Raw genomic sequence first — 19,865 nt, 5'->3', positions numbered from 1 at the left:
GGTGGTTGCGCCGGAGTCAAGGTATCCGCTCTTGAAACCAGGGACTACATGTCCCTGCGCCGCGGGGATGTGCTGAGCACAGGGCAACTCAGCGCTTCGGTGGGGACCGCACTGCAGGTGGTCGGCATCGGCCAGGACGAATGCAAGGCAGCCGCTGCCGTCTGCCTTCGAACGCTGGGTGAGTCGAAGGCGCTGGGCGACGAGCAGCGGCTGTCTGTATTGGCCGAACTCTGGCTGCAGGAAGCGTTGCGGCTGAATCGATCGGCGCAGACCGATGCGCAGACCGACGCCATGCTGGATGCTTACCTGGAAAGCGCCCGGCACGCTTACGCTTACCTGTTCATGACCGAGCGCACGGTGGGGCAGAGGGCCCTGGACGATAGGCAGACCCAGGTGCGCGACTATTACAACTTCTCCGTGCAAAAGGCGTTGACCGGGCTCTTTGCGCGCTATCAAGGCAACCCGCCACAGGCTGGCGAAGGCCAGGGCAACTTCGTGCTGCATAGCGGCCGCTGGCAGATTCAGGGTACGGTGGGCGATGTCCGTCTGGCTGGCGGCCGGGACCTGCCGGAGGCGCTGATTCCAGCGGCTTCGCTTTCCTTTAAGGGCTTGCGTAACCAGTATCGGCGGGACGGGTTGGGAGCAGAACTGGTCGCCATGACTGATCGCAGAGTGGTGAGAAAGGACAGTGCGGAGCTGGCCTGGAGCGAGACGCCGTTCCCGGCCGTCACTGCAGTGGCGAGTTTTCCGGGAGCGACCCTAGACGAGGTTCTGAGCACGCAAAGGGTGCATATCGTCGGCTACGACCCATTTCGCCAGGACAGCATCACGATGGCCGGGCGAGAGATCCCACTGGCGGCTAGCTTCACCTCTGGCTACGGGCTCTGGCTAGCTCGTTCGGGATTTGCCTCCCAGTCATTGCTGACACTAGTGGGCAAGGGCGAGGTACTGGAAAAGCCACACGTCTATCTGATGCAGCCCTACGATCCGAACCGCCGCATCATCATCATGCTGCATGGCCTGGCCAGCAGTCCGGAAGCCTGGATCAATGTCGCCAACGAGGTGCTGGGCGACGAAGCCCTGCGGCAAAACTACCAGATCTGGCAAGTCTATTACCCGACAAACGCCCCGTTGGCATTCAACAACAAGGCGATCCGTACGGCCCTTGAGCAGACCCTTGAGCACTTCGATCCGAGCGGAACGGCCCAGGCCTCTCGGGATATGGTGGTAATCGGGCATAGCATGGGTGGGGTGCTGTCGCGGTTGATGCTGTCGTCTTCCGGAGATCAACTGTGGGACGCCCTGCTTGAGAGGTATCCGCTTCAGGGGCGTAGGCTCGAGCGGGTGCAGAAGGAGGTCGGCCCCTATGTGAGGTTCGAGCCCTTGCCCGATGTCAGCCGCGCGATCTTCGTCGCGGCCCCGCACCGCGGCACGCCATTCGCCGAGAACCGCATTTCCCGCTGGGCCGCTGGCCTCGTCAAGCTGCCGGCCTCGGTGCTTGGGCGGATCACCGATGTTGCGCAATTGCTGATCGTCCCGGGCTCGGCCAATGCCGAGGTGTTGACCCGGCCACTCAACAGCATCGACAATCTCAGCAGCAACGACCCCTTTGTCAGGCTGAGCGCCGACCTGCCCATCTCGCCTGCGGTGCGCTACCACTCGATCATCGGCAACTACACCCCCGCGTTGTCACTGCTGGATTCCAGCGATGGTGTGGTGCCGTATTCCAGTGCCCATCTGGCCGCGGCAGAGTCGGAAATCGTGATTCCTTTCGGCCACAGCGTGCAGGAGACGCCCGAGGCCATCATGGAAATCCGCCGCATTCTGCACGTTCATCTGCAGGAGTCCGACGGCGACCGGTTCGCGGGACCGGTACCATGACCCTGCGTGTTTTCCTGCAGGTGCTGGCTTCGCTGGCAATGCTGCTGGCGACAGCCTGGGGGGGCATGGCGCTGTGGTATCAGTTGCCGATGATGGCTGCGGGCAAGAGCGCGTCGATAGCCCTGTGGTGCATCCTCGCCTCGGCGCTGCTCATCACGCTCTGGCGGCTTCGGCCCTGGATAGCGATTTGCGGCTACCTGTCGCTGTTCGCGCTGTTGCAGGTCTGGTGGAACTCCCTAGAGCCCTCGAACCATCGGGTCTGGACCGATGATCTGATGGGAATGACCCACGGACGTGCGGAGGGCAGTCAGGTAACCTTGCACAACGTGCGCAATTTCGACTGGCGCAGCGACGAGGACTATGACCCACGTTGGGAAACCCGCCGCTACGATCTGGATCAGCTGACGTCGGTCGATTTGGCGACCTCTTACTGGGGGATGCCGGCCATCGCTCACGTTCTGGTCTCGTTCGGCTTCGATGATGGCCAGTTCGTGGTATTCACGGTGGAAATCCGCAAAGAGCGTGGCGAAAGCTATTCGGAAATTGGCGGCTTCTTCAAACAGTTCGAACTGAGCATCGTTGCCGCCGACGAGCGAGACGCGTTGCGGGTGCGCACCAACGTTCGCAACGAAGATGTCTATCTGTATCGGGTAAATATGCCCGAAGAGGCGATGCGGGCGCTCTTCCTGTCCTACATCCAGCAGACAAATCAGCTGCAGGAAGAACCTCGTTTCTACAACACCATTACCGCCAACTGCACCACCATCGTCTTTGAGATGATGCGCCAGATCATCCGCGGATTGCCGCTAGATTACAGGCTGCTGCTCACTGGTTATTTACCCGGATATGTCCAGGATGTAGGCGGTTTAGAGCAGAATCTTAAACTAGAAGAGTTGCGTCAGCAGGGACGCATCACCGAACGGGCTCGGCGGGCAGGTAACAATATGGAGTTTTCTCGGGTAATCCGCGATGGTGTGCCCGGCTGGTAAGGGAAGGTCCAGTATTGATTTCGCACTAGAGCACAAACCTCTGTGCTAGTTCTGCCAGCGGCCGACGCAAGGAAAATGCCGGCTCCCCGCTGACGAGGCGAACTTCGGAATGGCTAAGTTCTACCGTTCTAGCACAATCATAGTCATGACGTGAACGTATTCGTCGCTGATATTCTGTGATGTTTGACGACGATCCGGGTCGCAGTCGATACCATGAGCGCGGTCTTGAGGAGTCGCTGTTTCTTCCGCGCAGCTTCTTCTCGCCCAGGCGGGCAACAAGGCCAGCGACGATCGCACCACCTAGGAACAGTGCGCCCATCTTGTCCATCCACCAGCCCTGGGAGGAGACACCCCAGATCATTACCACGAAGGTCAGTGCGAAGATCGCCAGAACCAGTTTCTGGGTCAGGCTCAGCTTGACGTCGTTTAAATCGTCATGCCCCTGTAGAAAAATTTTGCGGTGGGCATCGCGCTGTTTGGCTACGACGGAGCGCGAGGGGTCAGCCTTGACTCGTTTCGCGTAGCGCATCACGTAGGCGGCACAAATCACCAGCCCACCGACTAGCAGCACTAGACGCAGCAGCATGCCGTCCGTAAAGGGAATGCTCGCCGCATTGGAGGCGATCACGGTGGCGAATGGATTGATGGTCGAACCCAGCACGCCGACTCCGGCGCCGATCAGAATCACCGCTACCCCAGTCACCGCATCGTAGCCGGCGGCAATGACGATCGGAATCAGAATGCTGTAAAACGCAAGGGTTTCCTCGGCCATGCCGTAAGTCGTGCCGCCAAGCGCGAACAGCGTCATCAGGATCGGAATCATCCAGATCTCTCGGCCTTCCAGATGTCGCATGACGCTGCGTATACCGGTGTCGATCGCACCGGTGGCATTTATCACACCGAGAAAGCCGCCCAGAAACAGCACGAACAGCGCCACGTCGATGGCGTTGGCAACATAGCTTTCTGGATCATAAAAACCCGCAATGGGAGCCAGCATGACGTCCATAAAGCCCTGGGGGCTCGACCACTTGGTAAGTACCTGGCACAGCCACTTCACGGCCGACCTCTTCATTCATCACCCGCTCATACTTTCCGGCGGGAATAACCCAGCTCAGCGCAGCAACTAGGACGATCAGTAGCAGCAGGATGGTATAGGCCGTTGGAAAGCGGCTTGTCAGATCCTCTTCCGGGTTTTGCGCGGTAGTGTTTTCTTCAGCCATGGTGGCTCTCCTTCTCTGTGGCCTCACTGAAGACTGCAATAGCGAAGCTAGTGGTGCCGGTAAGATTGGCAGTGATCCTTTCGATCAACGGTAGCGGGGCAATAAAAAACCATCCAGTCGTTTGTTTTTGTGAGCGATTTAAATGCGTTGGAGTTGATTAAGATCTATCTATTGAGCAACAAATGCGGGAGTAGCATTCCTTTATGCATCCCAGCTTTACTGTGAGCATTGGGGCGCCTAGCCAATGGCGATTGATAGCAGAGGTGAGGACAACCGCACCATCGCCGTCGGCGTGCCTAGCTCTCCGCCAGAGGTACTAAAGGGAGAGGTGTATACCGTTGACGTTGAGGTGACCGCATCGGTTTGAATTCAGCGGCAAGGGCTGGAGGGTTAACCTGGAAGGTCGACGTTTTTCGGAACTGGATCTGGAGCGCACACGGCAGCGTTATTGAATGCCCCGCAGAAACTGGCGAGCCAAGTTCTGATCGGGGGCGATCAGATCCTATCAGTCAACACTTGCTTCGCACGATACGAGCATTTGTTTCCGAGTACACGCGGCAGCCAGTCACGCCATCTGGCCGATGGTTTTGCGAAAGCGTGCCAACGACAGGAAAAACAGCACCGTGCCGATCAGGGCCAGCGCCAGGAACGGCTGCCATACCGTCTCCAGGCCCGCACCCCGGTAGAGAATGGCCTGGCTCAATTCCACGAAATGGGTGGTGGGCGCGATCAGCATGATGTTCTGCACGATCTCGGGCATGCTTTCGCGCGGCGTAGTGCCACCCGAGAGCATCTGCAGCGGCATGATCGTGAGCATCATCAACATGCCGAACTGCGGCATATTGCGCGCCAGCGTGGCGATGAAAATGCCCATCGAGGTGGTGGTGAACAGGCTGAGGGCCGCGCCGGCGAAGAACAACGCAATGGAGCCCTCGATGGGCACGCCCAGGATGCCGCGCACCATGAGATTCAGGGACAGGAAGGAGGCGATCAGCACGACCAGGGCCATCGACCAGACCTTGGAGAGCATGATCTGCGCAGGGGTAACCGGCATCACTAGCAGGTGCTCGATGGTGCCGTGCTCGCGCTCCCGGATGAGCGCCGCGCCACTCAGGATGATAGACAGCAGCGTGATGTGGTTGATGATCTGCACCACGGAGCCGAACCAGGCCTTGTCCAGCGCGGGGTTGAAGCGCGCGCGCATCGCCAGATCCACGGGGGGCGCGTCGGTTCCACGATAACGCTTGACGAACTCGTTGACTTCACCCGTGAAGATCTGTTGAACGTAGCCACTGCCGGTGAACGCCTGGCTCATGCGGGTGGCGTCGACATTGAGCTGCACGGCGGGCGAACGCCGCGCCAGCACGTCGCGCTGGAAGTTGGGCGGAATGACCAGGGCGAACGTGTACTGCCCGGCATCCATGCCCGGGTCCACGTCCCCATAGTCGATCATGGCCGGCTGGGTGAACTGCGGCGGGTAGAATGCCGAGGCAATCCGCTGAGACAGCGCCGAATTATCCTCGTCGACGATGGCGATGGGCGCGTTGTGCAGCGTCTCCGGCATGGATGTGGCAGAGGTGTAGACCGACGCCGTGAACACATAGAGGATGAGCACGAGCATCATCGGATCGCGCCACAGACTCCACAGCTCCTTGACACCGAGGTCGTAGATATTGGCCAGGGTTCTTCTGCTCATCTCAGCGCTCCTGCTTCTTGAGTAGCAAAACGGCTGCGCCCAGAATGACCGGGACCGACAAAAGCATCGACCACAGCGGCCCCGTCAGATCGGCCAGGCCGAGCGCTTTGCTGAAAACGCCGCGGCTGATGGAGATCATGTGCGTGGCGGGATAGATCTGCCCGATGAACTTGCTGGAGCCCTCGAGCGAGGACACCGGATCGATCAGACCGGCAAACTGGGTGGCCGGTATAAGCGTGCCGATCATGGCAAAGAACATGGCAGCGATCTGGCTGCGAGTGACGGCCGAGGCCAGCAGCCCCATGCCGGTCGCGGCGAAGGAGAAGATCAGCGCGGCCAGCGCGAGAGTGAAGAAGCTGCCCGTGACTGGCACGCCAAAGATGGTGACCGCGAGCAGCGTCATCAGTAGGAAGTTCACCATCGCCAGGCCGACATAGGGCAGTTGCTTGCCAAGCAGAAACTCGAGACGCGTGACCGGCGTCACGTACAGATTGGTGATCGAGCCCGTCTCCTTCTCACGCACCACCGCCAGCGCAGTCAGCATCGCCGGCAACATGAGCAGCAGCAGAGGGATTACCGCCGGCACCATAGCCGGCAGGCTCTTGACATCGGGGTTGTAGCGAAAGCGTGTCTCGACGCTCGCATTACTGGCTGCACTGGCGCCGCCGCGTTCGCTAGCCTGAGCTAGCAGCCAGTGCTGGTGCATGCCCTGGACGTAGCCTTGGACGGTCTCCGCGCGTTGCGGCATAGCGCCGTCGATCCAGGCGCCTATCTGTACGTTCTGGCCCCGCAACACATCGCGGCTGAAGCCAGGGGGGATTTCGATGGCCAGCGACAGCTCCCCGCTGCGCATACGCCGGTCGAGGTCCTCGTAGTCGACGATCGGTGCGTGCTCGGTGAAGTAGCGCGAGCCGGCGAGGTTCAGCGTGTAGCTTTGGCTTAGGGTGGTCTGGTCGCGATCGAGTACCGCATAGCTCAGGTCCTCTACGTCCATGGTGATGCCGAAGCCAATCACAAACATCAGCAGCAGTGAACCGCCCAACGCCAGTGTGGCACGTACAGGGTCCCGCTGCAGTTCGAGCGTCTCACGCCACAGATAGCTAAACATGCGCTGCAGACTGAAACCGCCGGCGCCGTTCCCGCCGTGCTCAGCAGGCGCCGCAGAGGGTTGATCCTCGTGATTAGCGGCCTCCGGCTGGCTGAGCGGGGTGACTGGGCCGCCGCCCTCGGCTTCGAGGAGGTAGCCGATGAAGGCGTCTTCAAGGGATTTGGCGCCGCGCTTCTCGACCAGTCTTGCGGGCACGTCGCTGTCCAGCACCTTACCCGCATGCATCATCGACATGCGGTCGCAGCGTTCGGCCTCGTTCATGAAGTGGGTGGAAATGAAGACCGTTACCCGGTCGCGCCGCGACAGCTCGATAAGCAGCCGCCAGAACGCATCGCGCGCCACCGGATCGACGCCGGAGGTCGGTTCATCCAAGATCAGCAGCTCGGGCTTGTGCACCATGGCAACGGCCAGCGATAAACGCTGCCGTATGCCCAAAGGCAGGCTGGCCGGCAGGCTGTCGAGGACGTCCACCAGCCCGAAGCGCTCCACCATCTCATCCACGCGGCCGGGAATGTCCTCCGGGGGCACGCTGAAGAGCTTGGCGTGCAATTCCAGGTTTTGCCGTACCGTGATTTCGCTATAGAGCGAGAACGCTTGCGACATGTAGCCGACGCGGCGACGGGTGTCCAGATCATGCGGATCGACTTCGTGACCGAACAGCCAGGCCCGACCCGCGCTCGCCGGCAGCAGGCCGGTGAGCATCTTCATGGTGGTGGACTTGCCACAACCGTTGGAGCCGAGGAAGCCGAAGATTTCGCCGCGCCGGATGCGAAAGGAGACGCTATCGACGGCGATGAAGTCGCCAAAGCGCATGGTCAGCTCCTCGGCTTCGATGGCGATATCGTCCGCGCCGTCATCCGGCAAAGGGGGAATGACTACCGCTTGGTGTCCGCGCTTTTTCTCTTCCGGGAGCAGGCGGATGAATGCCTCTTCCAGGTTCAGGCTGCTTGTTCGTTCCAGCAACTCCTGCGGTGTGCCGGTGGCGAGGACATTGCCGTCGTCGATGGCCGCCAGCCAGTCGAAGCGCTGGGCCTCATCCATGTAGGCGGTGGCCACAATCACGCTCATGCCGGGACGATCAGCGCGGATCCGGTCAATTAGATCCCAGAACTGCGCGCGCGCCAGCGGGTCCACGCCGGTCGTCGGCTCATCGAGAATCAGGAAGTCCGGGTCGTGAATCAGCGCGCAGCACAGGCCGAGTTTTTGCTTCATGCCCCCAGAGAGTTTGCCTGCCGGGCGCGACAGGAATTTGAACAGGCCGGTGGCCTGGGTCAGCCCATTGATGCGCTGGCGGCGCTCTGCGGCACCATGACCGAACAGGCGCGCAAAGAATTGCAGATTTTCCTCGACCGAGAGCGTCGGATACAGGTTCTTGCCCAGTCCCTGCGGCATGTAGGCGATGCGAGGGCACACTTGCTTGCGATGGGCCTTGCTGGCCATGTCGCCACCCAGTACCTCGACCGTGCCCTTCTGGATGATACGTACGCCAGCCAGCAATGAGAGCAGACTGGATTTACCGACGCCGTCGGGGCCGATCAGGCCAACCATCCTCCCGGCGGGAATGTCCAGATCGATGCCATCCAGGGCGATGACATCGCCGTAACGCAAGCGCACCTGACGGACGCTTGCAACGGTCGTGAGCTGCGCGCTCCCACTGTGGCTCATACCTTACTCCGGCACGCGAAGGGACAGGTTTTGAGGCCATTCGGCATTTGCGTCGAGCTTGATCCAGGCCACGCCGGGCAGCCCGGTCTTGACCTGATTCAGGTGTTCACGCAGCAACTCCGGCGAAATCTGCGCGCGCACACGAAACATCAGTTTTTGCCGTTCGCTGGCGGTTTCGACCGTTTTGGGGGTGAACTGTGCCGCGCTGGCGACGAAGGAAACGGTGGCTGGTATCACGTACTCCGGCGCGGCATCCAGAACGATGCGCACCTCTGAGCCGAGCCCGACGCGCCCGGCCACGGTCTCGGGCAGGAAGAAGGTGAGGTATACGTCCGACAGGTCGATCAGGTTCAGGACGCGTCCGCCCGACCCAAGCACCTCGCCAGGTTGCGCCACGCGCACCTGAACCCGCCCGTCACGCGGCGCGCGCAGTTCACTGTCGCGGATGTCGGCTTCGATGCGAATGATGCTGGCCGTGGCGGCGGTCACGCTGGAGCGGGCGCCGACCAGTTGTGCTTTGGCTGCCTCGACTGCGGCGCGGGCAGCGGCAGTCTGCGCTTTGCTGGCCGCGAGCGTCGCCTGTGTGCCCCGTACGCGCGCCCGGTCATCGTCCAGCTCCTGTATCGAGGCGGCGCCCTCTCGGGACAGTGTCTCCGAACGTGCCAGACGCCGCTGTGCGGCGTCTAGCTCCGACTCGCGCTGACCGACGAGTGCCTGCGCCGCAGCAACGTCGGCTTCGCGCAATGCGACCTGTGCCTGCGCTGCGGTCACCGCGTGCTCGGCCTGTTGACGCATGGCGAAGGCTTCGTCGCGCTGTGCCTCAAGCGTTTCAAGTTGCATCCTGGCCAATGGCTGGCCAGCTGTGACGAAATCGCCTTCACGTACCAGGATGTCTTCGATACGTCCGGGAAGCTTGGTAGCGATGTCGATTTCGGTGGCTTCGATTCGGCCGTTACCGCTGACAAAGCCTTCGCCGGGTCCGCTGTTGGCAAACTTCGTCCACCCCCACCAGGCCACCGCGACGACAACCGCTGCAGCGGCAACGACCAGGAGTTTTTTCTTGAGAGAGGGTGAGAAGGTCATGGGTTCGGCGTGCCTTAGCGGGTTGATGGGATGGAGGCGGGAGTCGAGGTTGCACCGTCTACCTCGTTGGATGCGGCGAGGGTGCCGCCGCCTAGCGCGGCATACAGCGCTACCTGGCTGGACAGCAGCGCGCGGCGCGCCTGTACCAGTTGTTGCTGGGCACCCAGCAGATCGCGTTGGGCGTCCAGCACCTCTAGGAAAGCAGCCGAGCCGTTGTCATAACGCAACTGGGCCAGCCGTGCGCGTTCGCTTTGCGTTTCCAGGTTGGCTCCCTGGATCGTCAACTGTTCAGCCAACCAGTACTTGGCGCTTAGGGCATCAGCCACCTCGCGAAAGGCCGTTTGAATGGTCTTCTCGTACCCGGCCACGGCGATATCGCGACGCACTTCGCTCAGTTCCAGGTTGGCGCGCCGCCGGCCGCCATCGAAGATGGGCATCGACAACGTGGGCATGAAGGTCCAGGCACGACTACCTGAATCGAACAGGCCATTGAGATCGCTGCTGGCCGTGCCGAAGCTGCCAGTCAGCGCGATGCGCGGTAAGAACGCTGCACGGGCCGCGCCGATGTTGGCATCGCCAGCACGCAATTGGTGTTCGGCGGAAATGATGTCCGGGCGACTGACCAGCAGCTCCGAGGGGAAACCGGCCCGAAGTTCGGCCAGCACCGTCGTTTCATCGAAGGGAGCCTTAGCAGGCAGCGGGCCAGGATCGGCGCCCACCAGCAGCGCCAACGCGTGCAGTTGCGTGGCGCGAGCTTGCTCAAGCTGGGTTAGTAGCGCCTGAGCCTGGTTCAGGAGGGTCTGGACTTGGGTGAGATCCAGCGTCGAGGTCGAGCCGACTTCGACACGACGCCGGAAAATGCGATAGGACTCCTCGCGGGTTGTCACGGTTTGCCGCGCGATAGCCACGCGCTCGTCGATCTCGCGCAAGCCAAGATAACCGTCCGCCACTTGGGCGATCAACGCTAGGTGGACAGCCCTGCGCGCTGCATCGGTAGCCAGCCAGGTTTGCAGGGCGGCGTCTTCCAGATTACGAACTCGGCCCCACAGATCCAATTCCCAAGTGCTTAAACCCACCTCGGCCCGATACTCGCCACCCACATGCGTTCTGCCCGACATGTTCAGATCGCCAGGGACGCGGGCGCGTCCACCTTGAGCACCCAGGCTTACGACAGGAAATCGATCCGAGCGCTGAATGCGGAACGCAGCGCTGGCTTCCTCAACACGCAGCGCGGCCAGGCGCAGATCGCGGTTGTTCTCCAGTGCAGTCTCGATAAGGCGTTGCAGCAAGGGATCCGTAAAGTACGCCTGCCAGGCCAGTTCTCCCGCATGGGCGCCGTCTGTGCTCGATTCAAGATGATCAGGCCAAATTTCGGGTACCGGCAGCGATGGCGTGTCAGGAGCAGGAGCTAGCGACATGCAGCCGGCTAATGCGACGGCGCTCAGTGCCAGCGAGGCAGTGCGCAATCTGAACTCAGGAAACAAGAGAGAAGCTGGAGGCATGGTCACGTTCCGTACGGGTATCGGGCCTAATGGGGTCTGGTTGTAGAGCGGTAGGCGTCCATGTGCAGCGGCGTGCTGGTGGCGGCGCTCGCTTTGGCATCGATGAGCGCGCATGCAGTAATTCGGCACTTCGATCATTAAGGTCTGCCGCAATCGAGCGGGGGCCTTAAGGGCTGTGCGCACCTTGTATTACGCCTGTCGACACCAACGTTCAGAACACGGTGCAGAAGAGGTTGGTTGGTGTTCGATTCGCCGAAGGGCCAGTGCAGCCTATTGCATGGCATGTACGTTCACCCTTGCACTGGGTATGTGGCTCACGCCCGCCATCAGCTTTTCTTTCTCACAAGTTTGATAAAACCCACCGGGCATCTCCGTTAATTGTGTATGCATCCGGGTCTTAGCGGCTGGTCGACGAGGTGTTCTTTCGGTCGTATTCCTCATCATTATAGGTTTTTTTAAAACAAACGACCAGGCGGTTGTTTCTAATGGTGCGTTACAATTCCGCCTCCGCAACCCCAGGGGCGGCTCGTTGATACCGGTTGACGGAAATTGTTTGGGCGGAATCAAAGTTGTTTTTCGGTGGAGTCGGTGGCCATCCCGTGAGAACATTTTTCAAATTTGGAAAGGGGCTTTGAATGCCAGCCAGGAAAGAAGACGTCGTCACAGAGAAGCGCCGCTACTTGTCCTCGGCAGCTAGGAAAGAGGAAATATTGGACGCGGCTCTGGTTGAATTCTCGGATCGGACATACAACGCCGTGTCGATGGAGCGTCTAGCGGAATGCGCGGGAATGTCAAAGGCAGGGATTTACGCGCACTTTAAAAGCAAGGAAGAGATCTTTCATGCCTTGCTCGAACGTATGACCAAGCAGCTTTGCGATTTCCAAGGCTGGCTCCCGGACGAAGATTTGACTTTGCCGGAGCTAGTAGACGTGTACCTTGATCGCCTGTACGCGACGTTTGACTCCCCCGCTACCATATCGGTCTACCGACTGCTCCTAGCCGAAAGTGCCAGAGCACCTGCACTGGTCCGGCATTGGCGAGAGGAAGTCGCGCGCGGATTACGGGAGCGGGCGCAACTCATCATCCAGCGCAACATAGAACGCAGGGTCATTCGCCCAGGTGTCTTGACCGAGCACTTTTTCCCGCTGGCGCTCGCTCCCGCATTGCTATGGCTGAACTCTTCAATGTTGTCCAGAGGCGACCCGTCAATATCGCTTGTACAGTTGCGGGAGGCGCATAGGCAACTGCTGCTTGAGCTTCTGCAGCCAGAGGTGAGTAGGGGCAGCGGGCTGAATTAGATGTCGGTTTGCCATAGTATTGCCATTACCAACGTCGGGACCGCACTGGCATGCCATACAACCGAAGCGACTGGAGGCTGCATAGCGCAACGGCGATCAAAGCGAACAAGCGGCTGCCTCGCTAAAGTGAATAAAACATGCTGACGGCGTCCAGACATTGCTAATCGCGGCATCCCCAAAGTTTGAGCAGCCTCAACCTCGTTCTGAATACACAAACCGCCCGATGCGCTGCACCGGGCGTCTTAAAGATTGGGGCTGGGGGAAACGCTGCAGCCATTAAGTGCTACATCGCGCCAGAGTCTCTTAGGGGCCGCAAACCAAAACACAAAATGTGTCAGGGCAGGATGAACAGTACCTTGACTGAATCATTGACTGCGGCGCTGTCGACGTAGCCGATGGCGTCGGCTTCGGCGGCGACTTTGGCTACAACCGCGGAGTCGCCGGCTTCGGCAGGCAGTGGCTGGCCCTTGCCTGTAAACACCAGACCTGACCAGTACGACTTCAGCTGAGCTTCGTTCTTGCTGATGATGTCGGCGTAAAATTTTTCTTTGGTGGGATTCCAGTCTTTTTGGTCTATGCCTTTCAAGGACTTGTCCTTTCCAAGAAATATATTTGCCACCTCTGCTTGCGAAGGGGCCTTGGCTGCGCCCGGACTGACGATAACCGCCACTTCGGCCTGCAATACCGTGCAAGCCAGGCATGACAGGGCAGCGGCCAGAGTCTTTTGAGTGAAACGATTCATGTTGGCTCCCCTTAGAATACGAAGTCAGCGCCGATGCTGAAGATGTCGCCGTCGAACGTTGGCTCGGCGGCGTTATAAGCCGGCACAAAGCTGCCGTTGTAGTTGCGGGTGGATTCGACGCGCTTGTACTCGCTCTTCAGCGTAACGTTGGCGTTCAGGCTGTAGTTCAGGCCAAACGCCCATGACGAGTCGCGCCCAGCGTCGCTTTCGTCATGCTGCGCATAGGTAACGTGAGGCAAAAAATCACCGAAGCGGTGACCGGCCATGATGTAGAACGCATCATGCTCGCCCAGCGGGCTGCGGCGGTTGATGACTTCAGCGTTAGTGACCCAGCTGCCGTTATCGTACTGATGGCCAAAGGACATGAATTTACCCTTGAACTCGTCGCTTTGGTCCACGCTCAGAGTGGACTCGGTGTAGCTGTAGCGGAACGTGCCGATGTCATTGGTCGCCAGGCTCACGCTGCCAGTCAGCAGCTTTTTGTAATCCACGTCGAGACGAGTATCGAGACCGTGAATGAATATATTGCGGTTTACTGCCTGGCCGTAACTGGCTTGAAAATTCAGCGTACCGAAGGAAAGCGGCAGGGCGTATAGGGCATCGGCGCCTTCGTAATTTGTAATAGGCATCTGACTGTAGACTTCGTCCGGCAGGCGCAGCCATGGGTAGGTGTAACCGACGTCTAGCGTCTCGGAGAACATGAACGCGCCCGGGCGCAAGCGGCCAGCACGAACGGTGAATTGATCGTTGACGGCGTACGCCAGATACGCCCATTCCAGCTGTAGACGCCAGTCGTCCTGCTCAGGCTTGGCGACGGTCTGAATAGTAGCGCTCAGCTGGTCGGTTAGGCCGTAGGAAAATTGTCCGCCGAGCTTTGACAGCTGGTCGCCGCGCCAAGAGTCGGTGGTCTGGCCGGAAACGCCATAGCCCTTCGCATCGTCTGCCCCACCGATGCGGCTGATGGCTGCAGTGCCAAAGCCGTTGAATCGGTATTCACCTTGATCCAAGGCGAACGCTGAGGTACTGGCCAGGCAGATGGCCACGCCGAGGATATTGAGTTTATTCATTGTTCGTACTGCTCCAGGATTATAAATTTAAACGCGGAATTGGGCGGTTGCCTGGCGTAGGTGATCTCCCGTACCTACCAGTTGTTCGCCGAGACGAGCCGTGGCTTCGGCCCCGTTTGCGGTTGCTTGTGCATCCTGCTGCAACACTTCTGTTTCTTTTTGAATCGATTCGGACAGACCGATCTGCTCTTGTGTATGGCGAGCAATGCCTGCGTTGAGCTCGTCGATCTTGCTGACCGTCTGCGCGATGGTTTCGAGTAGCTGAGTCGCCTCGATCGAATGCTCAATGCTTTCGCGGGATTTATTACCGTTGACTGTCATAACGTTAAGCACGGTATTGGCGCTGTTCTGTAACCGCTGGATGATTTGCTGGATCTCCGCGGTCGAGGCGGCGGTTTTTTGCGCTAGGTTGCGTACTTCGTCGGCGACCACCGCAAAGCCACGTCCCTGCTCGCCGGCTCGGGCGGCCTCGATGGCAGCGTTCAATGCGAGCAGATTGGTTTGTTCGGCGATACTGCGGATCACCGTCAACACCGAGCCGACTTCCTGGGTTTCTTCTTCGAGCTGTTGCATTGCACGAACGGCACCCATCACGCTGTCGCCCAAATCACTGATACTGCTTGAAAGGTTGCCGATGTTCTTGCGGGCCGTGACGGCCTGGCGCGAAGCGGAGCCGGCCTCATCGGAGGCTTGGCGCGAACGCTGTGCTACCTCATGAATGCTGCTGGTCATGGTATGGATGTCACGGCTGATCGAGTCCGTGTGATGTTGTTGGGACTTTGCGTTTTCCTCGGAGCCTTGGGTCAGGCGGTACAGCTCTTTCGAGCAATCGCCGATGGGACTGGCGGCTTCGATGATTTGTCGGATAGTGGTTTGCAATTTGTCGAGGAAGCCGTTGAACAGACGGATCATCGCGCCGATTTCGTCGTTGGACTGGACGTTGACGCGACGGGTCAGGTCGCCGTCGCCCTTGGCAATGCCTTGTAATGAGTCGATCACGCCACGGACGTTAGCCATGATGCTGCGCGTGACGGCCCAGGCACATAAGGTGACCAGGATCAACAGCGCCAGGCTGAGGATGATTCCCAGGCGAGTGGTGGTTGCGTTGACCTCACGGGTTTCGGCAAGCGTTTGCTCGAAGTCCTCATAAGCGGCACTGCGGAACTCCGCGGCAAGTTTTTGGGCCTGAGCCAGGTCATTGGCCATGCGATCGAGACTCGGACGCAAGTCACCAAAGGACGCGCTGCCGGTGACGAGCTTACCGGACGCGGAGATCGCATTTTCAGCGTAACGATCCACGGCGAGACGCCAGTCGTTGAGTTGCTCACGGCGATTGGGTACCTGTACGAGCTTCTCCAGCTCCTGCTGGTGTGTGTTGATAGCCTGCAGAACTTCGCCAGCTTCGGTGAGCAGGTTCTGTTCGCCAGCCGCAACAGCGCTATTGAGCAGTCCGGGGATACGGGAGAACTGGAAAATGGCTGCATCGGCCCGTTCTAATACTGGATAGCGGCGGGTTTCCAATGCTTGCAGCTGCGAATCGGTCGCCGAGAGCTGAAACGACGTGTAGCCCACGTACAAGACAAGGCCAAGTATCGCAACGGCAGGGGCGAGGGACAGTTTTAGAGTCAGCGGTAGATTTTTAAGCATAATTTTGGCTCTAGGCAGAACGCATCGGATTGCACACTGAGTGATGGCTAGATGATGTTGGGCGCGACCGTTGATCATCGACCGCCGTCATACGTATCGACTTAAGTTGGCTTAACTTGAACAGAAAATAGAAAATTGTAGAATTTAGAAGGCTGCTTATCACAAACCTTCTCGATGATCTCTGCACCAAGCTAGTTATGCTTGCCTGAGGTCGAATCCTCAATGCATCGGTGTACCGAATACCCCCTCTGCCGTTTCGCTGTGGTAATCCGGGGCGCTCCGCTCCGCCAGCACTAATAAAAACAACAGGTATTTCATGGGTGTTAGCCAGATAATCCTTCGCCGCTCGCTTCCTTTGCTGCTCGCCGTGCTCCTGGTTGTATCGTCTGTTATCTCCTATTCCGTTAAGCGAATGACCGATACGCTTGACCGTAACGTGATCGAGCACAGCCATTTCTTGATAGAGAAGGCGTTAAGTCACAGACAGGCCATGCTTCGGCAGGGAATGGCCGCATTCGTCACGCTCAATAACGCCTCAACCGATCCGCAATCGCGAGCTAAGATGGCGGCTCCAGACGTGCTTTTTTACAGCCTCGATTTCGATGCCCTTATGGTGTTTGGCTCCGGCGTCGAAAAAACTCGGGCGCTCACTTCCGAGGCAATGCGGGACAGCGATCTGCTTCAGCGGCTCGGCGTTGGGTTGGATGGGCTGTTAGAGCAAGCCCGGCGGGGTGGCCCCGATGCGTTGACAGGTGGAATTCTGCGGCTCGATGACACGCTGGTTCTCGCTGCTGCGGCAAATGCTTTGCCTGAGGATCAGGTCGCCCTGAGGCGGGCTTCCGGCACCACCTTGGTTCTGATTGATTTGCTGGATCCGGACGAACTGCTGCGGCTCGGCTTCCAATACGGACTGATCGATTTACATTTAATTGGCCAAGGTGAGGGTGGTGCGATATCAGAAGATGGCAGCCTAGCGCTCACCGACTTGGCGGGCGCCTCGGTAATCTTCGGCTGGTCGGCTCCTGAGTTCGGTCATGAGATGCTTGAAGGGCTGCTACCGATAGTCGGCTCCTCTGCGGTATTAATGCTTCTTCTAATAGGGTTGATCGCCCTTGATGCGGTGAGGGCATCGCGACGCCTTGAAGATAGTCACTCGGCGCTTACGGTCAGCCAGGCAAGCCTTGCTAGTAGTGAGAAGCGCTTTCGTGATATCGCCGAGGCTGCATCGGACTGGTTGTGGGAAACCGATGAGCGCTTGAGGTTGATATACCTCTCCGAACGGTTTGAACGGGTCACCGAATTCAAAGCCAGCCAATGGCTGGGACGTCCGCTAGATGAGCTGCTTCAGGCTGATACGCAGGGCATCGCGCTGTGGTTACAGAAACAGAGCGGCAAACCCTTGCGTTGCAAGTACTCGGACCGTAACGGTGACGTTCGGATCTGTCGCGTGGCGTCGCGGCCGATCATGGCGGACGGGAAATGTGTCGGTTACAGAGGTACTGCCAGCGACATCACCGAGGAGGTCAAAGCGCAGACGCAGGTGGAGCATCTATCCATGCACGACGCTTTGACTGGCCTGCCCAACCGTAACAACTTGAATGGTTTTCTGGCCGGTAAGCTGGGAGCCAACAGGCCGTTGGCAATGATCAGTCTGGACCTGGATCGATTTAAGCCAGTGAACGACACCCTTGGGCATGCTGCAGGCGATCTGGTGCTCCAGGAAATGTCGCTCCGTTTGCTTAACTGTACGCGCAATGAAGACCTCGTCGCTCGGCTTGGCGGCGACGAATTCATCATGGTTCTTGATGGCATAAGCTCCCAGGAAAGCATTGAGACGCTTTGTGCACGCCTTATCGATCAGATCAAACAACCGATCGTGTATGAAGGGCAGAACATCTTCGTCGGCGGAAGCATCGGTATTGCGCTTGCGCCGCAGGACGCTACCGAGGCGAGCGAGCTGTTGCGCTGTGCGGACATTGCGCTCTATCAGGCCAAGGAAGACGGACGTGCCACGTGGCGGTTCTACGCCAGCGAAATGAACCAGCGGTTGTTACAAAGACGGCAGCTTGAGATGGACCTGCGGCAAGCCATGGCTATGGGAGAAATGGCGCTTCAGTATCAGCCGCGCTATCGAACAAATGGTATGCACATCATCGGAGCTGAGGCACTGGTGCGCTGGCAGCATCCACAAAAGGGGCTGCTCGGACCGGCACACTTCATTGACCTAGCGGAGGAAACTGGGCTCATCGTCCCGCTTGGACGATGGGTTTTAACTGAGGCCTGCAACGAAGCAGCACGCTGGCCGGAGGATATCTGCGTGTCAGTTAACCTGTCCGTGGTCCAGTTCCGTCAGAGCGACCTCCGACTGGATGTTCAGCGGGCACTGACGGAAGCCGGTCTGGCTGCCTCGCGGCTTGAGCTGGAGGTTACCGAGAGCATCTTACTGGATGAGTCTGCGGGAGCGTTAAAAACACTCAATGCGCTCAAAGAGTTAGGCGTACGCCTGACCATGGACCACTTCGGTACGGGCTATTCTTCGCTCAATTACCTACGAAGTTATCCATTCGACGGGTTGAAGATAGATCGCAGCTTCATTGGCAACGCGCTAAGTTCCGCTAATGACCGTTTGATCATCAAGGCAATCGTTGGGCTCGCCGAGGCCTTGGAGCTCACGGTTACCGCCGAAGGCGTGGAGACTTATGAGCAGCTTGAGTGGTTGGACGAAGCAGACTGCGCGGTGGTGCAAGGTTTTCACATGTGCCAGCCTCAACCCGCTGAGGAAATGAAGCGTCTGGTTCAGAAAATGGGCTGATGCAGCTCGCCGCCCTCAGAGAGTCAGGCACCAGCAGCTAGTTAACTTGAGGTCCGTGTCAGGCGAGAAACCTTGAGAGCTAACGATACGATTGTAGTAGCTAACAAGGCAATCAATGGCAAGTTTTGTGACCGAGTATTCAGCCCTTACCCAAGGAGTTCTCCAGTCGAATGCTAGCTAGCATCGATATCACCCCCGGCCTAATTAGGCTGCGGTACTACGGTTGCTGACCGCCTAGCGCTCGTTTTGGAGCAGTTTCACTTGGCGGTGTAATGCCGAATCCACGAGGCCAGGCGAAAGACAGGCCTCGACATGACTTCTAGCGTTGTTCTAGTACCAAGGCGGCTACGACATCGGCGCGGCCTGGGAGAAGTTCAATCATGCCGAGCGGTCCTGCAGTTGGTTAATACGAAATCTCCTATGTCCGTGACGATCTGCCAATACCGCTTTTTCGCTTGCTTGGGCGATGTGAGCAAGCGGTGGTATTGGCTGAGCTTGCGGCTATGTTCAAGCCGAGCAGATCGCCAAGGCGTGCGACAGGTAACCAAAACCTAGCCAGCTTGTCCATCCTATGTGTCGACAATCTTCGTTGACGATGACATTTATTTGGAATAAATTCACTGGCCGCTACGTTATGTGTCAACAATATGCTAAATCCAGCTTAAGGCGGGAACACGTATTCCGTCACATTTAAACTGCCATCGTGAAAGGCGAGATAACCCCCGGCAGCAAATCTCTGAGCCCGAGCTTGCGCGCACATATGGCATAAGCCGGGGACCGTTGCGTGAGGCTGCTGGTTCGCATGCCGCACGTGGGAGCTCGTGTTGTTTCACTCAGCCATGCCGAGCTGATCGAGCTCTACGAGATCCATGAGTCACTGGAAGGCATGGCCTGTCGCCTGGCGGCCGAGCGTATGAGCGAGGCTGAAATTCAAGAGCTGCGCAAGGTACTAAGCACCCATGAACGCGATGAGGCCTTCCAGGCCGGCGTCGGCTATTACCAGCAGGAAGGCGACTTCGACTTCCATTACCGGATTATCCAGGGCAGCGGTAACCGCACGCTGGCCAAGTTGCTGTGCGACGAGCTGTATCAACTTGTCCGTATGTACCGCATCCAGTTTTCCGCAACGCCCAACCGCCCGCGTCAGGCGTTCGC

Annotated in this window: 13 protein-coding genes and 1 pseudogene; 5 read left to right on the top strand and 9 right to left on the bottom strand. The window is 58.8% G+C overall.

Translation table 11 applies throughout. The annotated features are described in order from the left end of the window. The first annotated feature begins 48 nt into the window (after window positions 1–48). Complete coding sequence (locus ACQKEK_RS12620; protein ID WP_319299178.1) at window positions 49–1,881, top strand: esterase/lipase family protein; 1,833 nt, start codon at window positions 49–51, stop codon at window positions 1,879–1,881. Beyond that, a complete protein-coding gene (locus ACQKEK_RS12615; protein WP_319299177.1) occupies window positions 1,878–2,870 on the top strand; it encodes an Lnb N-terminal periplasmic domain-containing protein in 993 nt (330 codons plus the stop codon). Before ACQKEK_RS12620 ends, ACQKEK_RS12615 begins: the two co-directional genes overlap by 4 nt. A gap of 25 nt (window positions 2,871–2,895) precedes the next feature. Here the strand turns inward: ACQKEK_RS12615 and ACQKEK_RS12610 are convergent, their stop codons facing one another. From ACQKEK_RS12610 to ACQKEK_RS12585, 6 genes are all read right to left on the bottom strand, one after another. Next, window positions 2,896–3,876 (bottom strand): hypothetical protein, encoded by a 981-nt coding sequence (locus tag ACQKEK_RS12610; RefSeq protein WP_499142975.1) that lies wholly within the window; start codon window positions 3,874–3,876, stop codon window positions 2,896–2,898. Continuing rightward, window positions 3,839–4,090, bottom strand: a complete 252-nt coding sequence (locus ACQKEK_RS12605) for a hypothetical protein (protein ID WP_319299175.1) — start codon at window positions 4,088–4,090, stop codon at window positions 3,839–3,841. Before ACQKEK_RS12605 ends, ACQKEK_RS12610 begins: the two co-directional genes overlap by 38 nt. A gap of 565 nt (window positions 4,091–4,655) precedes the next feature. Next, on the bottom strand, window positions 4,656–5,786 hold the full coding sequence (locus ACQKEK_RS12600; RefSeq protein WP_319299174.1) for an ABC transporter permease: 1,131 nt from the start codon (window positions 5,784–5,786) through the stop codon (window positions 4,656–4,658). A gap of 1 nt (window position 5,787) precedes the next feature. Continuing rightward, window positions 5,788–8,559: a ribosome-associated ATPase/putative transporter RbbA gene (gene rbbA / locus ACQKEK_RS12595; protein ID WP_319299173.1), complete on the bottom strand. Its 2,772-nt coding sequence runs from the start codon at window positions 8,557–8,559 to the stop codon at window positions 5,788–5,790. A gap of 3 nt (window positions 8,560–8,562) precedes the next feature. Continuing rightward, complete coding sequence (locus tag ACQKEK_RS12590; protein ID WP_499142972.1) at window positions 8,563–9,642, bottom strand: HlyD family secretion protein; 1,080 nt, start codon at window positions 9,640–9,642, stop codon at window positions 8,563–8,565. Window positions 9,643–9,656: 14 nt separating this feature from the next. Then, the gene (locus tag ACQKEK_RS12585) at window positions 9,657–11,144 is read right to left on the bottom strand and encodes an efflux transporter outer membrane subunit (protein WP_319299171.1); all 1,488 of its coding nucleotides are present in this window, start codon (window positions 11,142–11,144) and stop codon (window positions 9,657–9,659) included. A 635-nt stretch (window positions 11,145–11,779) separates the two neighbouring features. Between ACQKEK_RS12585 and ACQKEK_RS12580 the strand changes: the two genes are divergently transcribed. Further along, a complete protein-coding gene (locus ACQKEK_RS12580; protein WP_319299170.1) occupies window positions 11,780–12,442 on the top strand; it encodes a TetR/AcrR family transcriptional regulator in 663 nt (220 codons plus the stop codon). 334 nt (window positions 12,443–12,776) lie between these two features. Here ACQKEK_RS12580 and ACQKEK_RS12575 read toward each other — a convergent pair whose 3' ends face one another. The 3 genes from ACQKEK_RS12575 to ACQKEK_RS12565 are packed head-to-tail and all read right to left on the bottom strand — an operon-like array spanning window position 12,777 to window position 15,898. Then, window positions 12,777–13,184 (bottom strand): phosphate ABC transporter substrate-binding protein, encoded by a 408-nt coding sequence (locus ACQKEK_RS12575; protein ID WP_499142970.1) that lies wholly within the window; start codon window positions 13,182–13,184, stop codon window positions 12,777–12,779. An 11-nt stretch (window positions 13,185–13,195) separates the two neighbouring features. Next, window positions 13,196–14,251, bottom strand: coding sequence for a porin (locus tag ACQKEK_RS12570; protein ID WP_319299168.1), 1,056 nt, complete (start codon window positions 14,249–14,251; stop codon window positions 13,196–13,198). 27 nt (window positions 14,252–14,278) lie between these two features. Further along, on the bottom strand, window positions 14,279–15,898 hold the full coding sequence (locus ACQKEK_RS12565; protein WP_499142968.1) for a methyl-accepting chemotaxis protein: 1,620 nt from the start codon (window positions 15,896–15,898) through the stop codon (window positions 14,279–14,281). Window positions 15,899–16,214: 316 nt separating this feature from the next. Between ACQKEK_RS12565 and ACQKEK_RS12560 the strand changes: the two genes are divergently transcribed. Together ACQKEK_RS12560 and ACQKEK_RS12555 are read left to right on the top strand one after the other, a co-directional pair. Beyond that, window positions 16,215–18,710, top strand: a complete 2,496-nt coding sequence (locus ACQKEK_RS12560; RefSeq protein ID WP_255964291.1) for a putative bifunctional diguanylate cyclase/phosphodiesterase — start codon at window positions 16,215–16,217, stop codon at window positions 18,708–18,710. Window positions 18,711–19,410: 700 nt separating this feature from the next. Next, a pseudogene (locus ACQKEK_RS12555) lies at window positions 19,411–19,865 on the top strand (GntR family transcriptional regulator); the annotation flags it as partial.

Origin of the sequence: Pseudomonas sp. NPDC077408, from assembly GCF_050269105.1 — a bacterium.
Taxonomy (GTDB): domain Bacteria; phylum Pseudomonadota; class Gammaproteobacteria; order Pseudomonadales; family Pseudomonadaceae; genus Stutzerimonas.
The sequence above is the reverse complement of the archived record's forward strand: the minus strand, read 5'-3'. Positions and strand labels throughout refer to the sequence as shown.

Bases quoted from the DNA above. Each gene is read 5' to 3' on its own strand.
- ACQKEK_RS12585 (WP_319299171.1), bottom strand. From the start codon at position 11,144: ATGCCTCCAGCTTCTCTCTTGTTTCCTGAGTTCAGATTGCGCACTGCC.
- ACQKEK_RS12620 (WP_319299178.1), top strand. From the start codon at position 49: ATGTCCCTGCGCCGCGGGGATGTGCTGAGCACAGGGCAACTCAGCGCT.
- ACQKEK_RS12575 (WP_499142970.1), bottom strand. From the start codon at position 13,184: ATGAATCGTTTCACTCAAAAGACTCTGGCCGCTGCCCTGTCATGCCTG.
- ACQKEK_RS12615 (WP_319299177.1), top strand. From the start codon at position 1,878: ATGACCCTGCGTGTTTTCCTGCAGGTGCTGGCTTCGCTGGCAATGCTG.
- ACQKEK_RS12605 (WP_319299175.1), bottom strand. From the start codon at position 4,090: ATGGCTGAAGAAAACACTACCGCGCAAAACCCGGAAGAGGATCTGACA.
- rbbA (WP_319299173.1), bottom strand. From the start codon at position 8,559: ATGAGCCACAGTGGGAGCGCGCAGCTCACGACCGTTGCAAGCGTCCGT.
- ACQKEK_RS12600 (WP_319299174.1), bottom strand. From the start codon at position 5,786: ATGAGCAGAAGAACCCTGGCCAATATCTACGACCTCGGTGTCAAGGAG.
- ACQKEK_RS12570 (WP_319299168.1), bottom strand. From the start codon at position 14,251: ATGAATAAACTCAATATCCTCGGCGTGGCCATCTGCCTGGCCAGTACC.
- ACQKEK_RS12610 (WP_499142975.1), bottom strand. From the start codon at position 3,876: ATGGACGTCATGCTGGCTCCCATTGCGGGTTTTTATGATCCAGAAAGC.
- ACQKEK_RS12590 (WP_499142972.1), bottom strand. From the start codon at position 9,642: ATGACCTTCTCACCCTCTCTCAAGAAAAAACTCCTGGTCGTTGCCGCT.
- ACQKEK_RS12580 (WP_319299170.1), top strand. From the start codon at position 11,780: ATGCCAGCCAGGAAAGAAGACGTCGTCACAGAGAAGCGCCGCTACTTG.
- ACQKEK_RS12565 (WP_499142968.1), bottom strand. From the start codon at position 15,898: ATGCTTAAAAATCTACCGCTGACTCTAAAACTGTCCCTCGCCCCTGCC.
- ACQKEK_RS12560 (WP_255964291.1), top strand. From the start codon at position 16,215: ATGGGTGTTAGCCAGATAATCCTTCGCCGCTCGCTTCCTTTGCTGCTC.